This is a genomic window from Flavobacterium sp. WC2416, from assembly GCF_041200095.1.
Classification (GTDB): Bacteria; Bacteroidota; Bacteroidia; order Flavobacteriales; family Flavobacteriaceae; genus Flavobacterium.
The window spans coordinates 1,807,599-1,829,276 of the sequence record NZ_CP165626.1; the positions used below are offsets into that span (position 1 = coordinate 1,807,599).

General features: G+C 33.3%; 16 protein-coding genes. All 16 read right to left on the reverse strand.

The window, feature by feature from the left end:
* Window positions 1-10: 10 nt before the first annotated feature.
* The 16 genes from AB3G39_RS07630 to AB3G39_RS07705 all read right to left on the reverse strand — a co-directional run bounded on the left by AB3G39_RS07630 (window position 11) and on the right by AB3G39_RS07705 (window position 21,661).
* Window positions 11-3,073 (reverse strand): SusC/RagA family TonB-linked outer membrane protein, encoded by a 3,063-nt coding sequence (locus AB3G39_RS07630; protein WP_369764721.1) that lies wholly within the window; start codon window positions 3,071-3,073, stop codon window positions 11-13.
* Between the two features lie 209 nt (window positions 3,074-3,282).
* Window positions 3,283-7,452, reverse strand: coding sequence for a two-component regulator propeller domain-containing protein (locus AB3G39_RS07635; RefSeq protein ID WP_369764722.1), 4,170 nt, complete (start codon window positions 7,450-7,452; stop codon window positions 3,283-3,285).
* A 120-nt stretch (window positions 7,453-7,572) separates the two neighbouring features.
* Entirely contained in the window at window positions 7,573-8,019 is a 447-nt protein-coding gene (locus tag AB3G39_RS07640; protein ID WP_369764723.1) for an endo-arabinase, read from the reverse strand.
* A 205-nt stretch (window positions 8,020-8,224) separates the two neighbouring features.
* On the reverse strand, window positions 8,225-9,607 hold the full coding sequence (locus AB3G39_RS07645; RefSeq protein ID WP_369764724.1) for a M16 family metallopeptidase: 1,383 nt from the start codon (window positions 9,605-9,607) through the stop codon (window positions 8,225-8,227).
* A gap of 4 nt (window positions 9,608-9,611) precedes the next feature.
* Entirely contained in the window at window positions 9,612-10,925 is a 1,314-nt protein-coding gene (locus tag AB3G39_RS07650) for a M16 family metallopeptidase (RefSeq protein WP_367771005.1), read from the reverse strand.
* A gap of 138 nt (window positions 10,926-11,063) precedes the next feature.
* Window positions 11,064-11,540 (reverse strand): DinB family protein, encoded by a 477-nt coding sequence (locus AB3G39_RS07655; protein ID WP_369752216.1) that lies wholly within the window; start codon window positions 11,538-11,540, stop codon window positions 11,064-11,066.
* 24 nt (window positions 11,541-11,564) lie between these two features.
* The gene (locus tag AB3G39_RS07660) at window positions 11,565-11,990 is read right to left on the reverse strand and encodes a GNAT family N-acetyltransferase (RefSeq protein WP_369752214.1); all 426 of its coding nucleotides are present in this window, start codon (window positions 11,988-11,990) and stop codon (window positions 11,565-11,567) included.
* A 308-nt stretch (window positions 11,991-12,298) separates the two neighbouring features.
* A complete protein-coding gene (locus AB3G39_RS07665) occupies window positions 12,299-13,150 on the reverse strand; it encodes a tetratricopeptide repeat protein (RefSeq protein ID WP_369752212.1) in 852 nt (283 codons plus the stop codon).
* A gap of 166 nt (window positions 13,151-13,316) precedes the next feature.
* Window positions 13,317-14,726: a P-loop NTPase fold protein gene (locus AB3G39_RS07670; protein WP_369769789.1), complete on the reverse strand. Its 1,410-nt coding sequence runs from the start codon at window positions 14,724-14,726 to the stop codon at window positions 13,317-13,319.
* 162 nt (window positions 14,727-14,888) lie between these two features.
* The gene (locus AB3G39_RS07675) at window positions 14,889-15,503 is read right to left on the reverse strand and encodes an alpha-ketoglutarate-dependent dioxygenase AlkB (protein WP_369764729.1); all 615 of its coding nucleotides are present in this window, start codon (window positions 15,501-15,503) and stop codon (window positions 14,889-14,891) included.
* On the reverse strand, window positions 15,440-15,727 hold the full coding sequence (locus AB3G39_RS07680; RefSeq protein ID WP_369764730.1) for an Ada metal-binding domain-containing protein: 288 nt from the start codon (window positions 15,725-15,727) through the stop codon (window positions 15,440-15,442). Before AB3G39_RS07680 ends, AB3G39_RS07675 begins: the two co-directional genes overlap by 64 nt.
* A 139-nt stretch (window positions 15,728-15,866) precedes the next feature.
* Window positions 15,867-16,700: a bifunctional helix-turn-helix domain-containing protein/methylated-DNA--[protein]-cysteine S-methyltransferase gene (locus AB3G39_RS07685; protein ID WP_369764731.1), complete on the reverse strand. Its 834-nt coding sequence runs from the start codon at window positions 16,698-16,700 to the stop codon at window positions 15,867-15,869.
* A gap of 82 nt (window positions 16,701-16,782) precedes the next feature.
* Window positions 16,783-17,631 (reverse strand): transglutaminase domain-containing protein, encoded by an 849-nt coding sequence (locus AB3G39_RS07690; protein ID WP_367754132.1) that lies wholly within the window; start codon window positions 17,629-17,631, stop codon window positions 16,783-16,785.
* Window positions 17,632-17,867: 236 nt separating this feature from the next.
* Complete coding sequence (locus AB3G39_RS07695; protein WP_369752198.1) at window positions 17,868-19,208, reverse strand: TIGR00341 family protein; 1,341 nt, start codon at window positions 19,206-19,208, stop codon at window positions 17,868-17,870.
* Entirely contained in the window at window positions 19,189-20,379 is a 1,191-nt protein-coding gene (nhaA, locus tag AB3G39_RS07700; protein ID WP_367754128.1) for a Na+/H+ antiporter NhaA, read from the reverse strand. Before nhaA ends, AB3G39_RS07695 begins: the two co-directional genes overlap by 20 nt.
* 274 nt (window positions 20,380-20,653) lie before the next feature.
* The gene (locus tag AB3G39_RS07705) at window positions 20,654-21,661 is read right to left on the reverse strand and encodes an LLM class flavin-dependent oxidoreductase (RefSeq protein WP_367754126.1); all 1,008 of its coding nucleotides are present in this window, start codon (window positions 21,659-21,661) and stop codon (window positions 20,654-20,656) included.
* Window positions 21,662-21,678 lie beyond the last annotated feature (17 nt).

A 21,678-nucleotide genomic window follows, 5' to 3' on the forward strand; every position in this document is an offset into this window, starting at 1 on the left:
TTAAGTTTAATTAAAGTTTTACTTGTACTCCCAATAAATAGGCTTTGGATTGAGGGTAAGTACCTTTATCAATCAAAGAAGTTGATTCTGGATCTAATCCTGTATATTTTGTAATAGTAAATAGATTTTGACCTGACGCATAAATGCGCATTCCTTTAATTCCAGTTGTTTTTGAATTAAAAGTATAACCAAGTTCAAAATTTTTCAGACGTAAATACGAAGCGTCTTCAACAAAAACACTAGAAACATTTCCACCACCATTATTGTTAAATGTAACACGAGGAGTAGTGTTGCTAGTTCCTTCACCATGCCAGCTATTCAAAACTGCAGTTGTGCTGTTGAATGGGCGACTATCATAATCCAAAATTTGTTTCAAGTCATTGTAACGATCTACACCTTGAACACCTTGAATTAAGAAAGAAACATCAAAGTTTTTGTAATCTCCTGAGAAAGAGAATCCATAAGTAAATTTAGGAATAGGATTTCCTATAATTCCTCTATCATCGGCATTAATTTGACCATCTCCATTTAAATCTTTGAATCGAATATCACCTGGCTGAGCACCATTTGCATTAGCAAATAACTGTGTATTTATTTCTGTTGAATTTTGATAAATACCGTCAAATACTAAACCGTAATAAGAACTAATAGGTTGTCCAACTTCTGTTTTTGTATGCGTTCCATCATCGATAATACTCTTTACATAAGTTTGAAGTTTGTTCACTCTATTTGTCAAAGTGGCCATATTTGCATTAATACTATATTTAAATGCATGGTCGTTATTTTGAAAATTCACTCCAAATTCAACTCCTTTGTTGCTTACTGATCCTGCATTAACAATAGTTTGATTGATGACTCCAACTGAAACTGCTGGCAAGGTTACATTTAGCAAAATATCATCTGTATTTTTAATAAAATAATCCGCCGAAAAGGAAAGTTTGTTTTTAAGAACACTCATATCTAATCCAAAATTGGTTTGGGTAGTAGTTTCCCATTTTAAATCAGGATTACCATATCGAATGATGTTTACCACACCACCAGATGTTGAAACCAATGTTTCATAAGCATTATTTGGAATTTCTTGATTTCCTGATTGTCCCCAACTGGCTCTTAATTTTAAATTAGATATCCAATCTGCTTTTTCTAGGAATTTTTCTCTTGAAAGAATCCACCCTCCAGAAACAGATGGAAAATAACCCCATTTGTTATTCGGCCCAAAACGAGAGGAAGCATCGGCTCTCATGGTTGCTGTTGCAAAATATTTACTAGCATAACCATAGGTGGCTGAACCAAAGAACGATTGCAATGCCCAGTTGTTAGCTGATCCTGAACTCCAAGCATTTGTGGTATTACCATAGTCTAAATATCGGAACGCAGCTGTGGTATTGTCATAATTTTGACGACTTCCACCTACAGCCGATGATTTACTATTGATGTTTTCCATACCAAGTAATAAATCGATACTATGTTTTTCATTAATAGTTTTCACGTAGTTCAACGTGTTACTAAACGTGAAAGTCATGTTTTCCCCTCTATTCTCATCTAGTCCGTTCGGTCTATTATTTCTACCCATTCCGTAATATTGATTTCCAGTATCACTGATGTCAGCATCACCAAAATTTTCTCTGAAATTTTTGTTATGATTGAATTGAATATCTACTCCTAGATTGCTTCTAAATTTCAAAGCTTTGTCTTTTAAGAAAGCATATTCGCCATATAAATTCCCAAAAGTTTGGTAAGTATTTCTTTTGTCATCTGTAAAATGAACGATGGCAATAGGGTTTGAGGTGTACTCATAATTTTTATTCCAACCACTATTTGGACCCGTGTAAAAAGGTAAATCGGTATAAGGATTACTAGCAGAATAAGTTGGATCATTTATATCTTTGTAAACACCTAAAACGGGTGGTCTCAACAAAGCATGTCTTATGATCCCGGGTGCATCACCACTAGAAGAAAGCTTGTCTTGTTTTGCATAACTGATTTGAAGGTTAGTACCTACTTTAAAACGATCCGAAAGATTTGCATTAATATTAGATCTAAAGTTAAAGCGTTGGTATTTATCATGGTCTTCTACTACAATACCGTCAATTCCATAGTATCCACCTGAAATTAAGTACTGTACATCATCTGAACCACCACTTACCGAAGTTTGAAAGTTTTTAGAAATTCCAGTCGTAAACAATTCATCTTGCCAGTTGGTGTTTGCCAAATCGGTTCTGCTTCTATCTGCTGCATAGGGACTTGTAGCCGTAGCTGAATTTCCAGCAGTATTATGCCATGCTTGATCTAATACAGTTAAGTATTGATCCGTATTTAACATCTTTGGAAGATTAGAAACCGAATGGAATCCAGTATAATAATCAGTTGTGATACTCATTTTTCCACTTTTTCCGCTTTTGGTTGTAATTAATACAACTCCTCCAGCCGCTCTTGCTCCGTAGATGGCACCTGCAGCAGCATCTTTTAATACCGTTAATGATTTTATATCGGATTGATTTAAGAAAGAAATATCACGAGTCGAAACTCCATCAACCACATACAAAACATCATTATTTCCAAGTGTTCCTTCCCCTCTAATACGAATTTTTATTCCGTCTCCCGGAGCTCCAGTATTTGCTGCTACAAAAACCCCTGCTACTTGTCCTTGCAAAGCTTGGGCAACATCAGCGACTTTTGTTTTAGATAAATCAGCCATGTTTACCGTTGTTACTGCACTAGATAAAGAAGATTTTTTTGCAGATGAATATCCTACTAAGATTACTTCGTCCAATACTTGTGCATCTTGATCTAAAGTGATATTGACAGTGCTCATTCCGTTTACCGCAACTTCTTTTTTATTATACCCAATATAACTGAAAACCAAAATGGCTTTTGGACTCACGTTGTTCAGTGTGTATTTACCGTCAAAATCAGTTATTGTACCTGTAGTTGTACCTTTAACAATTACATTTACTTGTGGTACGGAACCATTTTTATCTGATACAATACCTTTAACCATTTGTGCATTTACAATACTCCCAGATAATAGTACGCCAAGTAAAAACAATTTGTAGATCATATTTTTTTTCATCAGGAGAAAGTATTAAATTGATTAATAATCAGGCTATTTTTTTTCATGTCTGTAAAAATTAGGTTGTTTAAATGAGTTAATGGTTTTTTTTTATGACTTTTAAATCATTTGATAAAAGTAGGAGTAGGGCACAAAAAAAAGTGTACACTATTTCATCAAAAGTGTACACTAGGATTTAAGTGTCTTTTATTCAGGTATTTAAAAGTGTACTATTGCTTTAATTTGTATTTAAGCTGATAGTTTTTTGGAGTCAGGGAATACATTTTTTTAAACTCACGGTAAAAATAGGATCTGTTATTAAACCCTGATTGGTAACAAACTTCGGAGACTGTTAATACGTTTTTTCGCAATAATTCAGCTGCATATTTAAGACGAATAGTTCGAATTAAATCTCCTGGTGAAAAACCAAAAAGCTGCTTTACTTTTCGATACAATTGAGAACTACTGATGCCTAATTCTTTTTCAATGAATAAACTTTGAAGATTTTCGTTATCAATATTTTTTCGGATTAGTTCAATTACATTTTTAATAAAGTCTTTTTCCTCTTTTTCTAATGGCAGCGCCGAAAGATCTTCGGACAATGTATCCTGTGAAAAATGTTTTAAAATGAGTTCTTTTTCTTCCAGCAATTTTTGTATTCGAATTAATAAATGATCCGGATGAAATGGTTTTGGAATATAAGAATTAGCTCCACTTTCAATTCCTTCAATTCGTTGTAAAACAGAATCTTTTGCGGTAAGCATAATAAAAGGAATATGACAAGTCATAATTTCTTTTTTTATTATGGCACAAAATTCAATGCCATCCATTACTGGCATCATGACATCACTGATTATTAGATCAGGCATTTCTTTTTTTAGCATTTCTAAGGCTTCAAGACCATTGTAAGCGGAAGTGATTTTATATTTTATACCTAATAATTCATTTAAAAAGAAATGGATTTCTTTTTCATCTTCAACAATTAATATTTTTTTGCGACCGTCCATCAGCGTATCAATTGAGGCTATTTTTTCTGGAATACCATCTGATGTGTTTGGATTTTCTTCCAAGATGTTTTTTAAATGTTGCGAAAGGACTACCTGACTTGCATCTCTATCCATTTCTTTTTCGGTAAATGCTTCTTTGTTGCAAGGAAGGACTACGGTAAAAGTGGTTTGCTCATTTGCAATACTGGAAACCAAAACTTCGCCTCGCAACACTGTCACTAATTTTTTGATATAGGCAAGCCCAATCCCTGTACGGAACATGTCATTTTCAGTATTACTATTCGTGTCAGATAGAAAAAAACGATCAAATAAGGAATCTAATTTTTCTTTAGATATTCCTTTACCAGTATTCATGACAGCGATGCTTATTTTTTTTGAAGCAATATCTTCAATTGAAATCTTTAATTCGATTTTTCCATTTATAGGCGTGTATTTGAATGCATTTGACATGAGGTTAAAAACAATTTTTTCAATTTTGTCTTTGTCAAACCATCCAAATAATTGAGTAGGAATCTCCAGTTTATATTCAATGTTTTTCTCCAGTGCCCATTCATCAAATAGTTCTGCGATTTGTTCTATTAAGTTAACAAGGTCAAATTCCTTTACCGAAACTTCTAAATAGTCGTATTCTGCTTTTCTAAATTCAAGTAATTGTTGGGTTAGGAACAGCAGCCTAGAAGAATTTCGTTGAATCATTTGGATAAACTTCTGATTTTTGTCGCTAAGATTCTCCGTTTCTGAAAGTTTTTGAACGGGACCAACTATTAATGTCAGTGGAGTTTGAAATTCGTGAGCAACATTGGTAAAAAACGTTAGCCTATTTTCATGAAGTTCTTCTTCTCTTTTTCGAAAGAGAATATTTTGACTTAAGGATTGACGTTTTTTGTAGTAACTTAAAACAAATAATATAAAAAGGAAAAATAGTATGGAATATACAATTAGAGCCAAGTTCGATTGCCAATAAACAGGTTTGATTTTGATGTCAATCGCATGAACGGATTTACTCCATACGCCATCGCTATTAGTCCACTTTATCCACAAGGAATAATTCCCAGGAGGAACATTGGTAAAAGAAATTATTCTACGGTTATTGATGGTATTCCAGTCTTTGTCAAAATTTTCCAATTGATAGGCATATTGGCATTTTTCACTATTGATATACGTTAATGCGGCCAGTTCAACATCAAAAAAGTTTTGATTGTGCTGCAAAACTATTGACGGGTACGATGTGGAATTGGGGTGAATTACTAATCCTTGATAGTACGGTTTGGCTTGATTTTGTCCACTAATTTTGTCAATAAGTAGATCGGGAACTACCGCCGATTCTTTTATTTTTTGAGGAAGAAAATAATTAAATCCTTTGATTCCACCCATATAAATATAATCGGATTTTGGATCTTGATAAAAAGCACCATCTGAAAATTCATTATTTTGAAGCCCTTCATTTTTGGTGTAATTAATGAATTTAGATTCTTCTAAAATAAAATTAGATAAGCCAAAATTCGTGCTAATCCAAAGATTGGATTTGTTATCAGAAATGATTCCATGAATGGTGTTGTTAGGCAAACCGTCTTTTACAGTATAACTTTTAAACACAGCGCTACCATCACTTTTTAAATCCTGCAATAGATTCAAACCAAAACTAGTACCTATCCATAGCCTATTTTTGGCATCATTTTTCAAGCATAAAATATCATTATTCGATAGACTATTGGGGTTATCCTTTATATTCTTATAGACTTGAAAAGAACCTGTTTTTTTATCGAAAAGGTTCAGTCCTCCCAATCGCGTACCGATCCAAAGTTGGTTGTTGTTTTTGGGAACAATAGAAAACAGAATGTTACTACTTAACGATTTACGATCTCCATTGTTAGCCAGATACTGCTTGAATTCTGATATTTTAAGTTTTTCTCCTGCGCGATCTATTTTGCAGCGAATCATTCCATAGCCATTAGTTCCAAGCCAAATTATGCCGTTTTTATCTTGAAAAATACTGTAAATGGATTTGAAATAATCACAGTTTTCATTCCCAATAATGGCAGACCATGGAATTAATTTTGATTTTTTTAAATCATAAATTGTAATACCAACTCCATCAGTTCCAATAAAGATTAAACCATCTTGTCCTTTACATAAAGAAAAAACAGCATTATTTAGCACACTATTATTTTCATTAAAATTGGTGTATTTTAAATCCTGTTCTGCATTTTGATGAAAATCTTGAGGAAATAGAAAAAGGCCTTTTCCCTTAGTTCCTACCCAAAAAGATTTTTGATCTATATTAAGAAATGCTCGTACAATACCGCCATCCAGTTCTGGAATTTGGGTTTTGGAAATAAGATGGAACGATTTTTTAAGAGGGTACATTTTAAAAATTCCATCACCATCTGTCCCGGTCCAAATTATATTTTCACTTCCTTGAATTATAGTGGTTATTTTTTGATTCTTCAGGTATTTAAGCCAAGGGGTAGTAACATTGTTTCCTAAGTTATCTATAATAGTATAACCCGATTTACTAGAAAGTACCAAACCTTCTGGAAGAGAACCAATTATGTTTTCAATATTTTTTTGAGGAAGTATTTGTTCTTTTTTATCGAATAGGGATACTATACTAGCGTTTCCTGAACTGTTAATTAAGCCAACTTTTTGATCTTTAAACACTGAAAAATTTTGAATATTTCTTGAAATCAAATCAATTTTGGAAATCAATTTTTCAGTTGTATTTTTATTTGTAATGCTTAAATTATAGAGTGTACCATCCCCATATAAAATCAGTAATTCACCATTGGAGCTGAATTCCATTTTTTTAACGGCTTTGCTGGGCAGTTTTTTAGATTTTAATTTTTGAAAATGAGCGCCATCATAATAGCCAATTCCCCAGTCTTTTATAGCACAAAACACTTTTTTAGACCCGTCCAAAGCCATGTTAAATTCAGATTCTGAAAGCGGAGGAGTGTTTTGTCTGGAAAAATAAAAACGTTGAAAAAGATCTGTTTTTTTATCATATCGATTGATTCCGTGCATGGTCAAAACCCAAATATTGCCAGTAGCATCTTCATCTATCTTAAGAACAACTTGATTGCTTAAGCTAGTTTCATTGTTTAATTCTGGTCTGAAAATTTTAAAGCTATTTCCGTCATATCGATTTAAACCATCCCAAGTACCTATCCATAATAAGTTTTCGGAATCTCGAAACAAGGCATTGGTAGAGCTGTTGGAAAGTCCATTTGTATTGTCTAATTGAGCAATAGAATATTTAGTATCTATTGCTTTTACAGTATCTGCGGGGTTTTGAAATGAATTTGATTTAGAACGTATCCCTTCTTGTATCGGTTTTGGTTCCGTTTGGGAAGTATTTTTTTCTTTATTGTTACAGGCAAAAAGTCCGAACAAAATAAAACTAATATATAGAAGTTTAATTCTCAATTGGGTTTTTATTTTCGGGTTTAGGTAAAAGGGCGAATGGTATTTAATATTCTGCCCCTTTTTGGTAAAACGAACTAGATTTTGAATTTATTTCTTTTTATACATATGAATCGATTGTCCCACAAGTTTCCATTCCTTTTTTATTTTTTCTAATAATCGAATTTCATAAGAATAACTTATTGTTCCGTCTTTGGCAGTAGATTCTTCATTGTGACTTACCCAAGCAGTTTTGCCATTGATGCTTATTTTATAATTGGTATTGATAGAACTTCCGCCTCGAGGAGTGTTGTCCTCAGAAATTTTCACCATTTCAGCTGGTGGTATGTCGTACGTATTTCCATCCGTTGTAGAAACTAATATTCGACTATAAGGCTGAATATGCCAGCAAGAAGCGTGTGCTTTACTATCTCCTGAACGATAGGTTGCTGATTCTTTTTCAAGTAGCTTTTTGATGTTTTCCTGTTCACTATTTTGTGCTTTACTTTCCATTGCAAATAAACTAATAAGAAGACAAATTGATATTTTCCAGTTCATAATGATACGATTTGATTGATTATAATTAGGGCTACTGATTGTTCTTTAAAAGCAAATTTTTTTAGAGGAAGCATATAGCATTAAATGTAAATATATATAAATTTAAAAAACAAAACTGAATTTTTACAAATGTTTGAAATTGAAAACCCTTTTAACATAAAAAAGCAGGATACTAGTCCTGCTTTTAATTGAATAAATTTTTACATTATTCTGTTATCTCCACTTGGGTAACAGGTCCGTACTTTTTAGCTATTTTTTTTATCTCTGAGGCTTTACCAACGAGTACAAACTGTAATTTGTCTTTAGGATAGTATTTCTCAATAATTTGGTTTGCTTTGGCTAAATCTAGTCCGTCTACATTCTTCTCAAAATTATCAATGTAAGAACGATCAAGATCATACCAATGCATTTGCGAAAGCAAGCTCGCCAATTGTCCAGCTGTTTCATAACGTGGAGGAAATTGTCCTTTTACATAGTTTTTGGCTGAAGCCAATGATTGCTCATCAATTCCGTTTGTATGTAATTTCTTTAATACTTCTAGTAATTTATCTATTGTAGCTTCCGTAGTATTTACAGCTGTAAATGTACTCATAATGAATGAACCCCCATTTTTCAAGGCGCTAAAACGACTACTTGCTCCATACGTAAGACCGGAGTTTACCCTTAATTCATCATTTAACATCGATGTAAATCGACCGCCAAATAAGGTGTTGACTACATCAATTGCTACATAATCAGGATTATTTCTATTTATTCCAGAAGCGCCAATATACATAGTTGTCTCTTTGGCATCGTCTTTATTTACTAATAACACTTTATTTTCAGTAGGAATGGCAATTGGTTTTGAAGCCAAGTTTTCTTTCTCAAGTGTACCGTTTTTCCAATTAGAAAATAATTTTGTTAGCGTTTTTTTCATCTCTGCCGAATTAAAATCTCCCACAATACTGATAACAGATTCATCGGGTCTATAATTGGTTTTGTAAAAATCCTTTACATCATCTACAGATAGTTTACCTACAGTAGTTTTGGTACCATTGATATTATTACCATAGACATGATTGCCGTATAAAAGACCATCAAAGTAAAATCCTATTACAGATCGCGGGCTTTCTTTTTGTTGCTCTAAACGAACTAGTAGCCTAGCTTTCTCCTTTTCAAATTCGGTACTATCAAAAACCGGATTCAGTACCACTTCTTTGATTAATAAAAGAACTTTTTCTTTGTCTTTGGCAGCAAAATTAGAGGATAGTCCAGCGTATTCTTTGTTGGCGTAGGTATCAATATTAGCACCTATAAAATCCAGTTCTTCTTCCAGTTTGGCTTTGGAAAAACTGATGGTTCCGTGTTTAAGAGCGGTTGCAGTCAATGAAGCAAGTCCTGCTTTTTCATGATCGTAAATAGCTCCTGCAGGGAATAAAATAGAAACATCAACAATAGGAACATCATGTTGTTCCATTAAGTTAAATGTAAGTCCGTTACTCAATCTGAAAGTGGTATAGTTAGGTAATTTATAACCTTGTGCTATTATATTGATTGAACTAAAAACCAATAGGCAAATGAGTATGTATTTTTTATTTATTGATTCCATAAAATTAGTTTTCTACATTAGTTTTTAAGACACCTACAGTTCGATTGCTTTTTGTGAAGTATTTTTTGGCTACATGCTGTACATCAGCTACGGTAACTTTATTGTAGTTTTTTGGTGCGTCAAACATTTTTTTATAATCACCAAAAAAGACTTCATAGGTTCCAATATTGTTCGACTTCCCGTTGATGGTTTCTACCTGACCGTAAAATTCCATTAACTTTTGATTTTTTATTTTTTGAAGCTCTCTTTCACTGATTCCGTCTTTTTTTATTTTTTCAATTTCAGTATAGATGGCATTTTCTAAATCCACTTCGCTAACATTAGTATTAGCAACGGCATAAATATTAAAAAGTCCTGGGTCAAAACTATCCCCATAATCGGTAAAAATTTGATTGGCAATTTGCTGTTTGTCTACTAGTGAAGTATATAATCTTGAGGATTCTCCACTTGAAAGTATAGAACTCAATATGTTCAAGGCATAATAATCTTCGTTTTTTGATTCTGGCGTATGGTACCCAATCATCAAGTACGGATTAGCCACTTCTTTTTGAACCGTAATCCTGCGTTCTCCTTTTTGTGCTGGTTCCACGATATGTACCACTGGTGGAGCTGGTTGTGCGGGAATTGGCTCTAGGTATTTTTCGGCAAATTGTTTTACTTGGTCAAATTTGATTGCTCCTGAAACGACTACTACACAATTATTAGGGGCGTAATAGGTTTTAAAATAGTGTTCTAAATCTGCTTGTGTCCAGTTTTTCATATCATCCTCATAACCTATAACTGGCCAGTGGTACGGATGTTCTTGAAAAGCAGTGGCTTGCATCGATTGTGATAAAAGTCTCCAAGGGGAGTTTTCTAATCCTGTACTGCGCTCACTTAATACCACGCCTCTTTCGCTTTCCACCATTTTGGGATCAATACTCAAACTGGCAATACGATCGCCTTCTAAGTCAAAAATAGTCTCGGTGGCCGATGCTGGAAACCAATCTGTGTATACGGTTACATTTTCGGTGGTATAAGCATTATTCGCACCACCATTAAATTCCATGGTACGGTCAAATTGTTTTGGGCCATATTTTTTTGCTCCATTAAACATCATGTGTTCAAAAAAATGCGAAAGTCCCGTAATTCCTTGGTGTTCATTGCGACTTCCTACTTTGTAAAACAAATACATATTGGCATTGGGAATCGAAAAATCCTCCACAACCAGAAATTTCATTCCGTTTTTAAGAGTGAATGTTTTTACATCATCTGCTTTCATTTGTGCCCTAGAAATAAAAGACAGCAAAAGAAACAGCGGCAGTATTATTTTTTTCATAGTACAATTTTTATTAAATGGTTAAAGGGTGTAAGGAAAATATAAATAGCAATTATGCTACCTTTCAAAGCCTATATTTTTGTTAGACTGTTTTTATGCTAATTGTTACAGTTAAAAATGGGTTTTTGTATGTTTTTTCTAGTTGTTTTTTTTAAAACTTTCTATTTGTCTTCGGTGTCTCAAAATATGTACAATAGCATGTTCCATCAATTGCTCGATGTCATACAATTGCCCCCAAGAAGCCATTATTTTTTTCGAATTGTCATATTCTTCGAGTTCCTCATCGTGAATGGATTCAAAGGTTTTTTGGGTAAAAGCAATTACAGCATCTAAGTCCTCTTTGTAATCAGAAATGCTGGAATGATACTTTTTATCGGGTCGTTTGGCATTTGGGTCTTTTAAATTTTGGATGTAAATACAATAGGAATATCCAGCACTGACAACATGTGTTAGCATCGCTTGTATGGATTTGCAGTCGGGGTTGGTAGTCGTTTCATCAAGAATTGCAACTAAAGTAGTGTGACTGATACCTTCAATCACTGCTTGTAATTCCCGAAGTACTTTTTCATATTCGGCTACTAAGGCAAGTACTGCATTTCTTCTTTTTAGCATCATACTGTTTATATAATTGTACCCAACTTATACAATGGGTTTGCTAAAATGAAACGCACTGATGGTAAAATCTTCTTTGAAGTATAGTTTGTGTGCTACCGTTCTTAGGTGTCCACTGTCTAGATGAACCGCTTTACAATTTTGATTAGCCGCAATTTCATAAAGATGTTTCAATAACATAGATGCGTGTCCTTTTCCTCTAGCTGATTCAAGGGTGGACAAATCATCGATATACAACATTTTACCACAATAGAGCATACTATAAATGCGATATCCAGCAATTGAAACTACTTTGTGATCTTCGATTATGTATAAAAGAACATATCCTTCCTTTTGCATTTCTTTTATTTGATTCACAAAAAGATGGGGTTGCAACATGGGTCTTAATGCATAAAGTGCTTCCCAGCACATCAAAATTTCTTGATCAGTGATTGCGATTGTAATTGCTGCCATTATATGTGGTTTTAGGAATGGATTTAAATTCAAATTAGAATACTAATTTACTATTTATTTTTCAAATGACTTTGTAAAATTATAATTCAAAATCAAACCTAAATATTTATTCGAATAATGAATGGATACGTACTTTGGAACTCAATTTAATGGATCTAAAATAGAATGATTAGTTTCTTAATTATCTACCACATCACAGGATTGATCCAGTAGGTTGCGCTTGAAATTGAATTGAAAACTAGTGCTTTACCAAACAAGTACCACACGAAAGGATTCGGTAGCGGAGGGGCTGTTGGCGGTTGTATTTTTTATTTATTTAATTCAGATTCCATTTTATTTAAGTTTTGTGTGTACTGATTTTCGGATTTAGACCATTTTTCAGCCTCACTTTTCCACTTATTAAACTTAATTACATCTTTTGTTTTAAAATATTCATATGCTAAATTATATGCAGTTTCTTGAATGAAATTTTGTTCCTTACAAATTTTAGACATTGTTAAATAAGTTTCTGCTACTTTTTCAAAATTCAAAAGTTTTGTATAAGTATAAGCCAATTCTTTATAAGTATAACAGTCTTCTGGATTTTCTATAATTGCTTTTTTTAATGATATTTCTGCCTTATCAAATTTCTGTAAAGCATTATAAGAAAATGCTAATTCAGTTTGTAATCCTTTAAATTTCGGATTAATTTTATCTGCTTTTTCTAAAAAAGTTAAAGCCTTCTCGCATTCGTTCCAGCCATTATACATATAACCCCAACGATATAATCTTTCAACAGAATTTTCATCAGTTTTATATGTTTTTAACCAATTAGGTGTTTTTTCAATATTTAGTTCTTTAAATTTTGCTTCAGGAATTTCAGCTATTGCAGTTCTGTTTGGTTGAAGCCTTGCTTTTATAAAACCTACTTCATTTTTAGTTTCATTATCTATTCTAATAAATTTACCATCTTTTTCAATTTTAAATTTTCCCTCATAGTTTAATGTTAATCCAGCTTGTGAATCGATATAAATAAATCCTAATGTATAAGTACTATCTTTTTCCATTTGGTATGCAATCCACTTATCTTCACATTGAACGTTTGTTTTGTCAAACTTTAAAATATTTTGAGCATTTAAAGTAATTGAAAAAAATGTAAAAAGGATTAAAATATATTTCATAAAATGTTGTTTTTTAAAGTTCTGCTGTAATATAACCGCTAACGTGTCGCCTTTGAGATGGTGGGGAATTCGTAACTGCTCAATTTTCGGCTTTGCAGAAACTTTATGCGAAACGGTAATTCCACTAAATCACACACTATATCAAAGCTGTTACCTGCTGGCTTTTTTAGGTTTTTATGTTTTCTAATAAATCAATTCTCTTTGTATAATGTAGCAAATCTAAATCTCCTTCTCTATGTCCGCGATTAATACCTTCCAAAATACTCATTACCTCTTCCTCTGCATTTTCTTTTATTATTGAACCAATTAAAGCTTTATTCTTTCCTGTTAAAGTATCTCTTTCAAATAATTTTCCCCGATAGTGTCTTTCTGTAGTTAGATTATTATAAACATTAATCAAGGATATTTCAAGCAACATTATTTGGCTTTCTGTTTCTTCGTTTATATTTATTTTAATTAGTTTCAAAAAATTCTCTTGAACCTCTCTTATAGTAAGTTGTTTGCTTTTTAAATCTTCGTAAAAATGATTATGCCTAATTTTTATAAAGGCAAGTAAGACAAAAATATGTGGAGTAACGTACATATTTGTTGTGAAACTTCTTAGCGCTAATCTTGTATGAGCAAATATTTTTTCCTGTTGCCTTAATGGAACTTTTGAGTTTGTAAAAAGCAATTTACAAGTTTCAATAAAATTTGATTTATCATATTTTAATTCATAACTTTTTATTCTTTCAGGCAGTAAGAAAAACTCGTCATATTCGAAATAATCATATAAATATTTATAAAAAATATCAACTTCTGGTTCTGGAATAGAAAATTCTAAATCAATAAATCTTCTTAAATATTCATCTGCATCGATTTGATCACTTCCGTAAACACCTTTTATAGCATTTCCAAGTTGTTCTTTGTCGATTGATATGATAAAAACAATGTTAGGTACAGAGAAAAAATGTTTGATTTGTTCTAATATAGAAACTGCGTAGTTTGGGCGACATCTATCCAATTCATCAATAATAAAAACAAGAGGTTTTCCTTCATTTGTGTTTGCGATGAATTCAGATAAACTTAATCGAAAATCAGAAATACTTTTTTTTTTGGCGTATTCATTAACTTCATTTTCAAATACGTCCGATAATCCTTTTGTAACACCTACGATTGCATCTTTTATAGCATCTGTGTCAATATATCTGTCCGCAATAGCTTTTGCTATTATTGGAGCAATATTTTTTGTTAAGATTGATGCTTTTTTTAAAGTTTTTTTGAATTCAGGCTCCGTCTCTTCTGTTGTAAGAGTTTTTAACTCTCCCATCAATGCCGTTAGAGGATTGTTTTCAAAATCATTTTCCCAAGCGTTAAAGTAGAGAGTTTGGAAATTATTGTTTTTTAAATCCTGTTCCCACATTTTTACAAATGTAGTTTTTCCAGTTCCCCATTTATTGTTTAATGCAAGTACAAAACCGTATGGATATGAATTGATAATATTAGTTAAGACATCTGAATATTTTTGTCTATTCAATTTGCAATTTGCAAAAGGATTTTCCCTTTCAATTTCAATTTCGAAGTGTTTAATATTCATATTATTTCGGTTTTTTTTTAAGCTTGCAGGTAACTAATATATAACATCAACTTCTATGGCCTTTTCAATACAATGGTATTGCTGTTAATTTACTTTGTAGTAAATAACTTAATTATAAATTAATAATCCTATACCCACATTTAGTGATATTTAGGAATTAATTTATTGCCCTACCACAATTGTTCTAAAAGTAAGATTTACTCTGGGTTTATTGATGAGTTTAGTAGGAGGGAGGCGGTGCAACCAGTGGGTTTGGGTTTGGTCTTTCATGACCAGCAGGCTGCCGTTTTGTAGTATTCTAGAAACGGTTTCTTTGGTTTCTTTGTGCTTGAAAGCAAACTTGCGTTCGGCACCAAAACTTAGGGAAGCGATGGCTCCGTTTTTCTTGAGGTCTTTTTCTCCATCGCTATGCCACGCCATGCCTTCGTTGCCGTCATGGTATAAATTGAGTAAGCAGGAATTGTATGTTTCGCCCGTGGTGGCTTCGGCCAGTGCTTTGAGTTCCAGTAAAGCGGCTGTCCAAGGCAAGGCTTGTTTGGTGGTGTTAGAGTAGGTGTAGTTGTAATTGGCATCGCCATACCAAGCGACTTTGCGTTTGGTAATGATGAGTTTGCCAAAAATGATGGCTTGGTCATTTTGCCAGTCTATGTTTTCGAGTAATTCGGCCAAATATTCATTGGCTTTGGTTGGCGTTATTAAGGTGCCATAATAGTTTACGGTGCCGTCTTTGGGCAATAGGTTTGTGTTTTGGTCTGGTTCTGGGTTGAATAAATCCATTGCTTATATTGGGTTTTCATACAATGACCACAAGGTCGGAAATTGTTTTGAATTGCTTCATCTTCGGAGGAAAAAAACACGCGATTTTCTCTTTTCATTCGTTTACCAGATTTGCAATGTAGGGTTCCGTAAATGTGGAGTTTGAGGTTGCCGCCAAAGGCAATTTCTTGGTGTTTGATTTTGGTTTTGAGCTCGGTATCGGTGATTTGGGAGTGTGTGATCATAGTTGGATTTGCGTGAGGGATTGCAGTGGAAATCCTCCCGTTTTTACGGGAGATTGTAACGTAAAGCCCGACCCGTAGGGGCACGCCCTAATTCTATTTACAATTTAATTTTTACCAGATAGCGGCATAGATTTTACTACTATTTAGAGGCTTCCCAACCTATAATCGCTGTTTTTCGAGTATTTCCCCACATATAACCGCCCAGTGTTCCTGTGGACTGAATCACGCGGTGACACGGAATCAAGAACGCTACGGGATTCTTGCCAATAGCTGTGCCCACCGCTCTGGAGGCATTTGGTTTATCTATTTGTTGGGCGATGCCACCGTAAGTGGTGAGTTGGCCTAAAGGGATTTTAAGCAACGTTTCCCATACTTTTAGTTGGAAATCAGTGCCTTTAAGATGCAGTTTTATTTCTTGTAGTTTATCCTTAGGATTCTTGAAAATATGTAAAGCATTTTGTTGCAATTGATCTTCTCTTTCCTGGAATTGGGCATTGGGATACTGACTTTGTAAAGTAGTAATTGCCAACAACTTCTCTTCGGAAAAAGCCATATAGCAAATTCCTTTTGTAGTCGAAGCCACAATAATGGTCCCAAAAGGAGTGAAAGCAAAACTATAATTGATGACTAGGTTTTTACCCCCATTTTTATATTCGGCTGGGGTCATGCCTTCGATGTTGACAAACAAATCATGCAGGCGACTACTGCCCGAAAGTCCTGTTTCAAAGGCTGCTTCAAAAAGGGTGGTTTGGTTTTCTTTCAGTAATTTCTTAGCATGGGCTACGCTAATGTATTGTAGAAACTTCTTGGGACTTGTGCCTGCCCATTCCGTAAAAAGACGCTGAAAATGAAATGGGCTTAGGTTTACTTTGGCAGCCACTTCATCCAGATTGGGTTGGTCTTTAAAATGATTTTTAATGTATTCAATTGCGGTAGCTATGCGATGGTAATTAAGGGCTTCAGGAGTATCCATGGTTTGTTTTTAGAAGACAAATATCGGAAGTTAAATAGGAGTATAAAATCCGAAACTTGCTACTTTTAGTTTTGCTTGACTTTTAAATGGAAAAATGGTGTTCTTGAACCACTATTTTATTGGCAGCTACTTGCTTTTTAGAGGTAATAATCGGAAACTCATATACATAACTGTTCCCCGTAAGATAAATTAATCCGTGAATAATGGATTCTGGAAGAAATCCTAAAGTATCCAGAAAAGTATCGTAGGTTTTATTGCTGTAATGGGTAATTAAAAAAGGGTTTGAATTAGGGGTGAAGTAAAGATCTCTAACGCGGTCTTCGTCAAGTTGCTTTTTTTTGTTGAAATTAGTAAAATAAATTTCTTGGTTTTCTGTTTTTAAATCAATCATTTCGATAACCGATAGGGGTTGTTTCGAATTCGTTTGATAAAATAAAATCGACTTTGAAACATCAATTGCAATCCATTTTTCTAATTCGCTAGAATACACTTCATTGAAGGAATGTCCCCCTCTAAGATTACTGTCTTTGGATTCAATTTTTAAGCCCCATTCCTTTACTTTTAGATCATTAATAACACAAAAATTATTAAATACCTGTGCTAAATCACTGCAAACGCCACCTTGTCCAGCAAGCATTTTAATCAATGCGTTTTGAGATGATTTCCCCAAGCCAGGCCCTCCTTTAATATTATTTTTAAGCCATTTCGCAATTTTTTTCGCCTTTTTTAGATCAGTTCGATTTTTATAGTTATCACCAAAAATGGATTGGTTCAACTCAAAATAAAGAGATGGGATATCTTTTTTCTTATTGATTGTATTGTAGCAAAATTTTTCAATAGTAGATACAGGCACTTTTTTAGAAACTAATCTATAGCGTATTTTGTATAATAAAGGATGTCTTCGTAAGTACCAGTGTAAAGATTTACCCATAATGTGTGAAATTTAGGTTCGTGTCTGTCAAACTAATTTAAAGCTAATAATTAAATGCAGTATTAACTAAATTAACCGATTATAATCAGATTATTTGGGTAAAATGCGTGTTTTGAAGAAAATCGAATTTATACTTTGCTAGGATGAACTAGAACAAAAAAAAATCACAATCGAGATAAGTCAAGATTGTGATTTAATCAGAAGGGGCTTCTTTATGAAACTAGTGTGTCAAAAGATTATTTTTTAGTTTTACCAGTGGTTTTTTCCTTAGTGGGATTATTATAAATTTCGATTTCTTTTTTTGTCAAGCGTTGTTCTAACCAAAGAGTTAATTTTGCTTTTGAGGAATCAGATATTTCTTTTTTACTATTATAAATGACAACAGGAACTATTTTTGTACTGTCGGTGTTTTCATTAAAAGTATGATTGGATATTGAAATGTTTTCAATCTCAGGAAATAGAATTTTTATCTCGGATAGAATGGCTTTGTTATCGTATCTATTATTTGTAATTTCTTTTTTTAGATTTAATATCGTCACATCTTTTTGACTTAATACAGATTTGTTGAAATTGATTTCGTTTAGAATATCACTTTTAAGATCTGTGGTGTCTTGTATCACAATCAATTTAGTGTTGTTGATATCATAAAGCTTTAATTTTTCATTAAGTGCTTTAATCTCTTTTTCACTATATCGTTTGGTTAGAAAACCAAGTTCGAGTTTTTTTGGACTGACATTGAATTTGGTTTTTTTGTATAAAATAGCAATCCCTTTATTTGTAAATTCCGTTTCCATAAAAACGTCTATTTGATGTTGGTATTTTTTTTCCTGAAACAGTTGGTAGGCAAAATAAATACTAGGAAGTACTAAAAGTGTGATTAAGATGGTGATACTATTTTTAACTTGTTTTTGATGCTTTTCATCTAGCTGTTTTTTTACAGGGTACTTTAGAAACTTGACAATTAAAAAAGTGGAAATACAAATAAAAACACAATTTATGGAGTATAAATACATAGCTCCAAAAAAGAATTTTAGATTCCCTAATGCCAATCCATAACCAGCAGTACAAAGTGGAGGCATTAGGGCAGTTGCAATTGCTACTCCCGGAATTGGATTTCCTTTTTCAACACGGGTTATTGCTACGGCACCCACAATTCCACCAAAAAAGGCGATCAAAATATCATAGATATTGGGTGCAGTTCTGGATAATAATTCCGGTTGAGCTTCTTTAAAAGGGCTAACATAGAAATAGATTGTCGATACAAATAAACCAACTAATGTGGCTACCAAAAGATTCTTGAGGGACTTATTAAGTAAATTAAAATCATAAATTCCTAGACTAAATCCAGCACCTACAATAGGTCCCATTAACGGAGATATAAGCATCGCTCCAATAATTACGGCAGTCGAATTTACATTTAACCCTATAGATGCCACTACAATAGCACATGCTAAAATCCATAGATTAGAGCCTCTAAATGAAATGTTGGACTTTACGTCGTCCAAGACTTTATTTTTATCTTCTTCCCCTTTATGGAGGTTGATATAAGCAATTAATTTAGTTAGAGTTGCTTGCATCTGCTTCCACTTTTAACGTTTTTTTCAAGAATAACAATCCAATTATACCTGCAATTAATGAAGAAAGTAGAATCGCAAATTTCGCATGGCTAATAATGGTTTGATCAGTAAAAGCAAGTAATGTAATGAATATTGACATGGTAAAGCCAATTCCTCCTAAAAAGCCTACTGCAAATATTGTTTTCCAATTTAAGTCGTCAGGTAATTTACATAACCCTACTGAAACCGCTAAAAAGCTAAATACAAATATACCTACAGGTTTTCCTATGACTAATCCTAAGGCGATTCCTAAACTATAGTGTTGTGTTACAATATCAACGATATCAGCCCCAATTACTATAGCGGTATTCGCTAATGCAAATAAAGGAAGAATAATGAATCCAACAGGTTTATGTAGAAAATGCTGTAATTTATAAGAAGTTGATTTTTTATCACCATTACCAAAAGGAATTACAAAAGCCAATAATACTCCCGTAACTGTAGCATGTATTCCTGAATGAAGCATGAACCACCACATAATTACACCACCAATAAGGTAAGGTATTAAATTACGGACTTTCATTCTATTTAATATGAAAAGAACTAATAATACTCCAAAAGCACTAAATAGATTGCCCCAAAAAATGGTTTTTGTATAGAAAATAGCGATTACTAATATAGCCCCTAAATCATCGATAACGGCTAAAGCTGTTAAAAAGATCTTTAATGACAGCGGAACTCGGCTTCCTAATAATGATAGGATACCCAAGGCAAAGGCGATATCAGTCGCCATAGGAATTCCTGCTCCTGAATGGGCAACAGTTCCATAATTTAGAAAAAGGTACAAGCCTGCGGGCACTATCATACCACCTAAGGCAGCAAAAATAGGTAACAAAGCATCTTTTATATTGGATAATTCTCCTTCATATATTTCGCGCTCTAATTCCAATCCAATCAATAAAAAGAAAATGGTCATTAAACCATCATTTATCCAATATTCTAAGCTTTCACCTGCAAATTGAGTATGCCAAGTATGTAAATATTGTGATCCGAAAATCGAATTGGCCATAAATAAGGAAAATAAAGTGCATCCTATTAAGATGATTCCGCTGGCTTTCTCATTTTCAAAAAACTCATTAAATAATTCACTATTATAAATCTTCTTTATTGTCTTCTTCATTTTTATTTTCATGTAGTCTTTATTTTTTTTTACCAAAACTCGGAAATGTGCCGATGGCGTATTTGATTTTTATTGGTTAGGGTAGGATTCACAAAAATAACCAATTCAAAGTAAATCCCATTGTAGAAAGGGATAATAATGTTTTAAAAATTAGCAATAGAAATTTTTAAAAATGTATTCTAACGGCTTATTTTTCACAATCTGCCTAAAATAACATCTCTTTTAAGGAGTAGGATTCCAATTCATTGAATCTAATTGTGGTTTGATTAGTTTAAATTAAATAGGATTAATCTTTTTTTGTAACATCTTGTGATTCTTTAATAATTTTATAAGAATTTAATCTTGCTTCATGATCATAGATATGCGAAACAACCATAAGTTCATCGATTTGAGTTTCTTCAACAAATTGCTCAAGTGCTGTTTTTATATCAGATGGGCTTCCTACAAATGAATAGGCTAAAAACTGTCTCAAAACACTTTTTGCTTCGTCATTGATTTTAAAATTCTCATCTGCAGGTTGTAGCGGTCTCCTATCATTAGTAAGTATTCCTAAAAATATTTTTTGCATCGAAGTGGCAAGTACTTGTGCTTCATGGGTAGTTTCGGCAGCGGTAACATTTACACAAGCCATTACGTACGGTTCTTTTAAATGTTCCGATGGTTTAAAATTGGTTCTATAAATGCGTAAAGCCTCTAGCAGTTGTTGTGGTGCGAAATGACTAGCAAAAGCATAAGGCAATCCAAACGAAGCCGCTAATCGAGCGCTATCCGTACTTGAACCCAATATCCAAATGGGGATGTTTAATCCTTCCCCAGGAATGGCTCTTACTGGTGAGTCCCTATTTTCAATTGATAAATACTCTTGTAATTCTCGTACCGTTTTTGGAAATTCAAATGCAGCCTGATCGTTTCTTTGTAACGCTCTTGCCGTCAATTGATCTGTTCCTGGAGCACGTCCTAGACCTAAATCAATGCGGTCAGGATATAGGGAAGCTAGAGTTCCAAATTGTTCTGCAACAATTAGAGGAGCATGATTGGGTAACATGATGCCTCCTGAGCCCACTCTAATTGTTGAAGTCCCATTGGCGATATGACCTATTAAAATTGAAGTTGCTGATGAAGCGATACTTGCCATATTATGATGTTCTGCTAACCAAAACCTATTGTAGCCAAGGTTTTCTGCTTTTTGGGCTAGACTCAAACTATTTTTAAAAGAATTAGCTGCTGTTTTTCCTTCTAAAATTACGGCTAAATCTAAAATAGATATGGGGATGTTATGGAATTTGTTTTTCATTGTTATTGATTTAATTT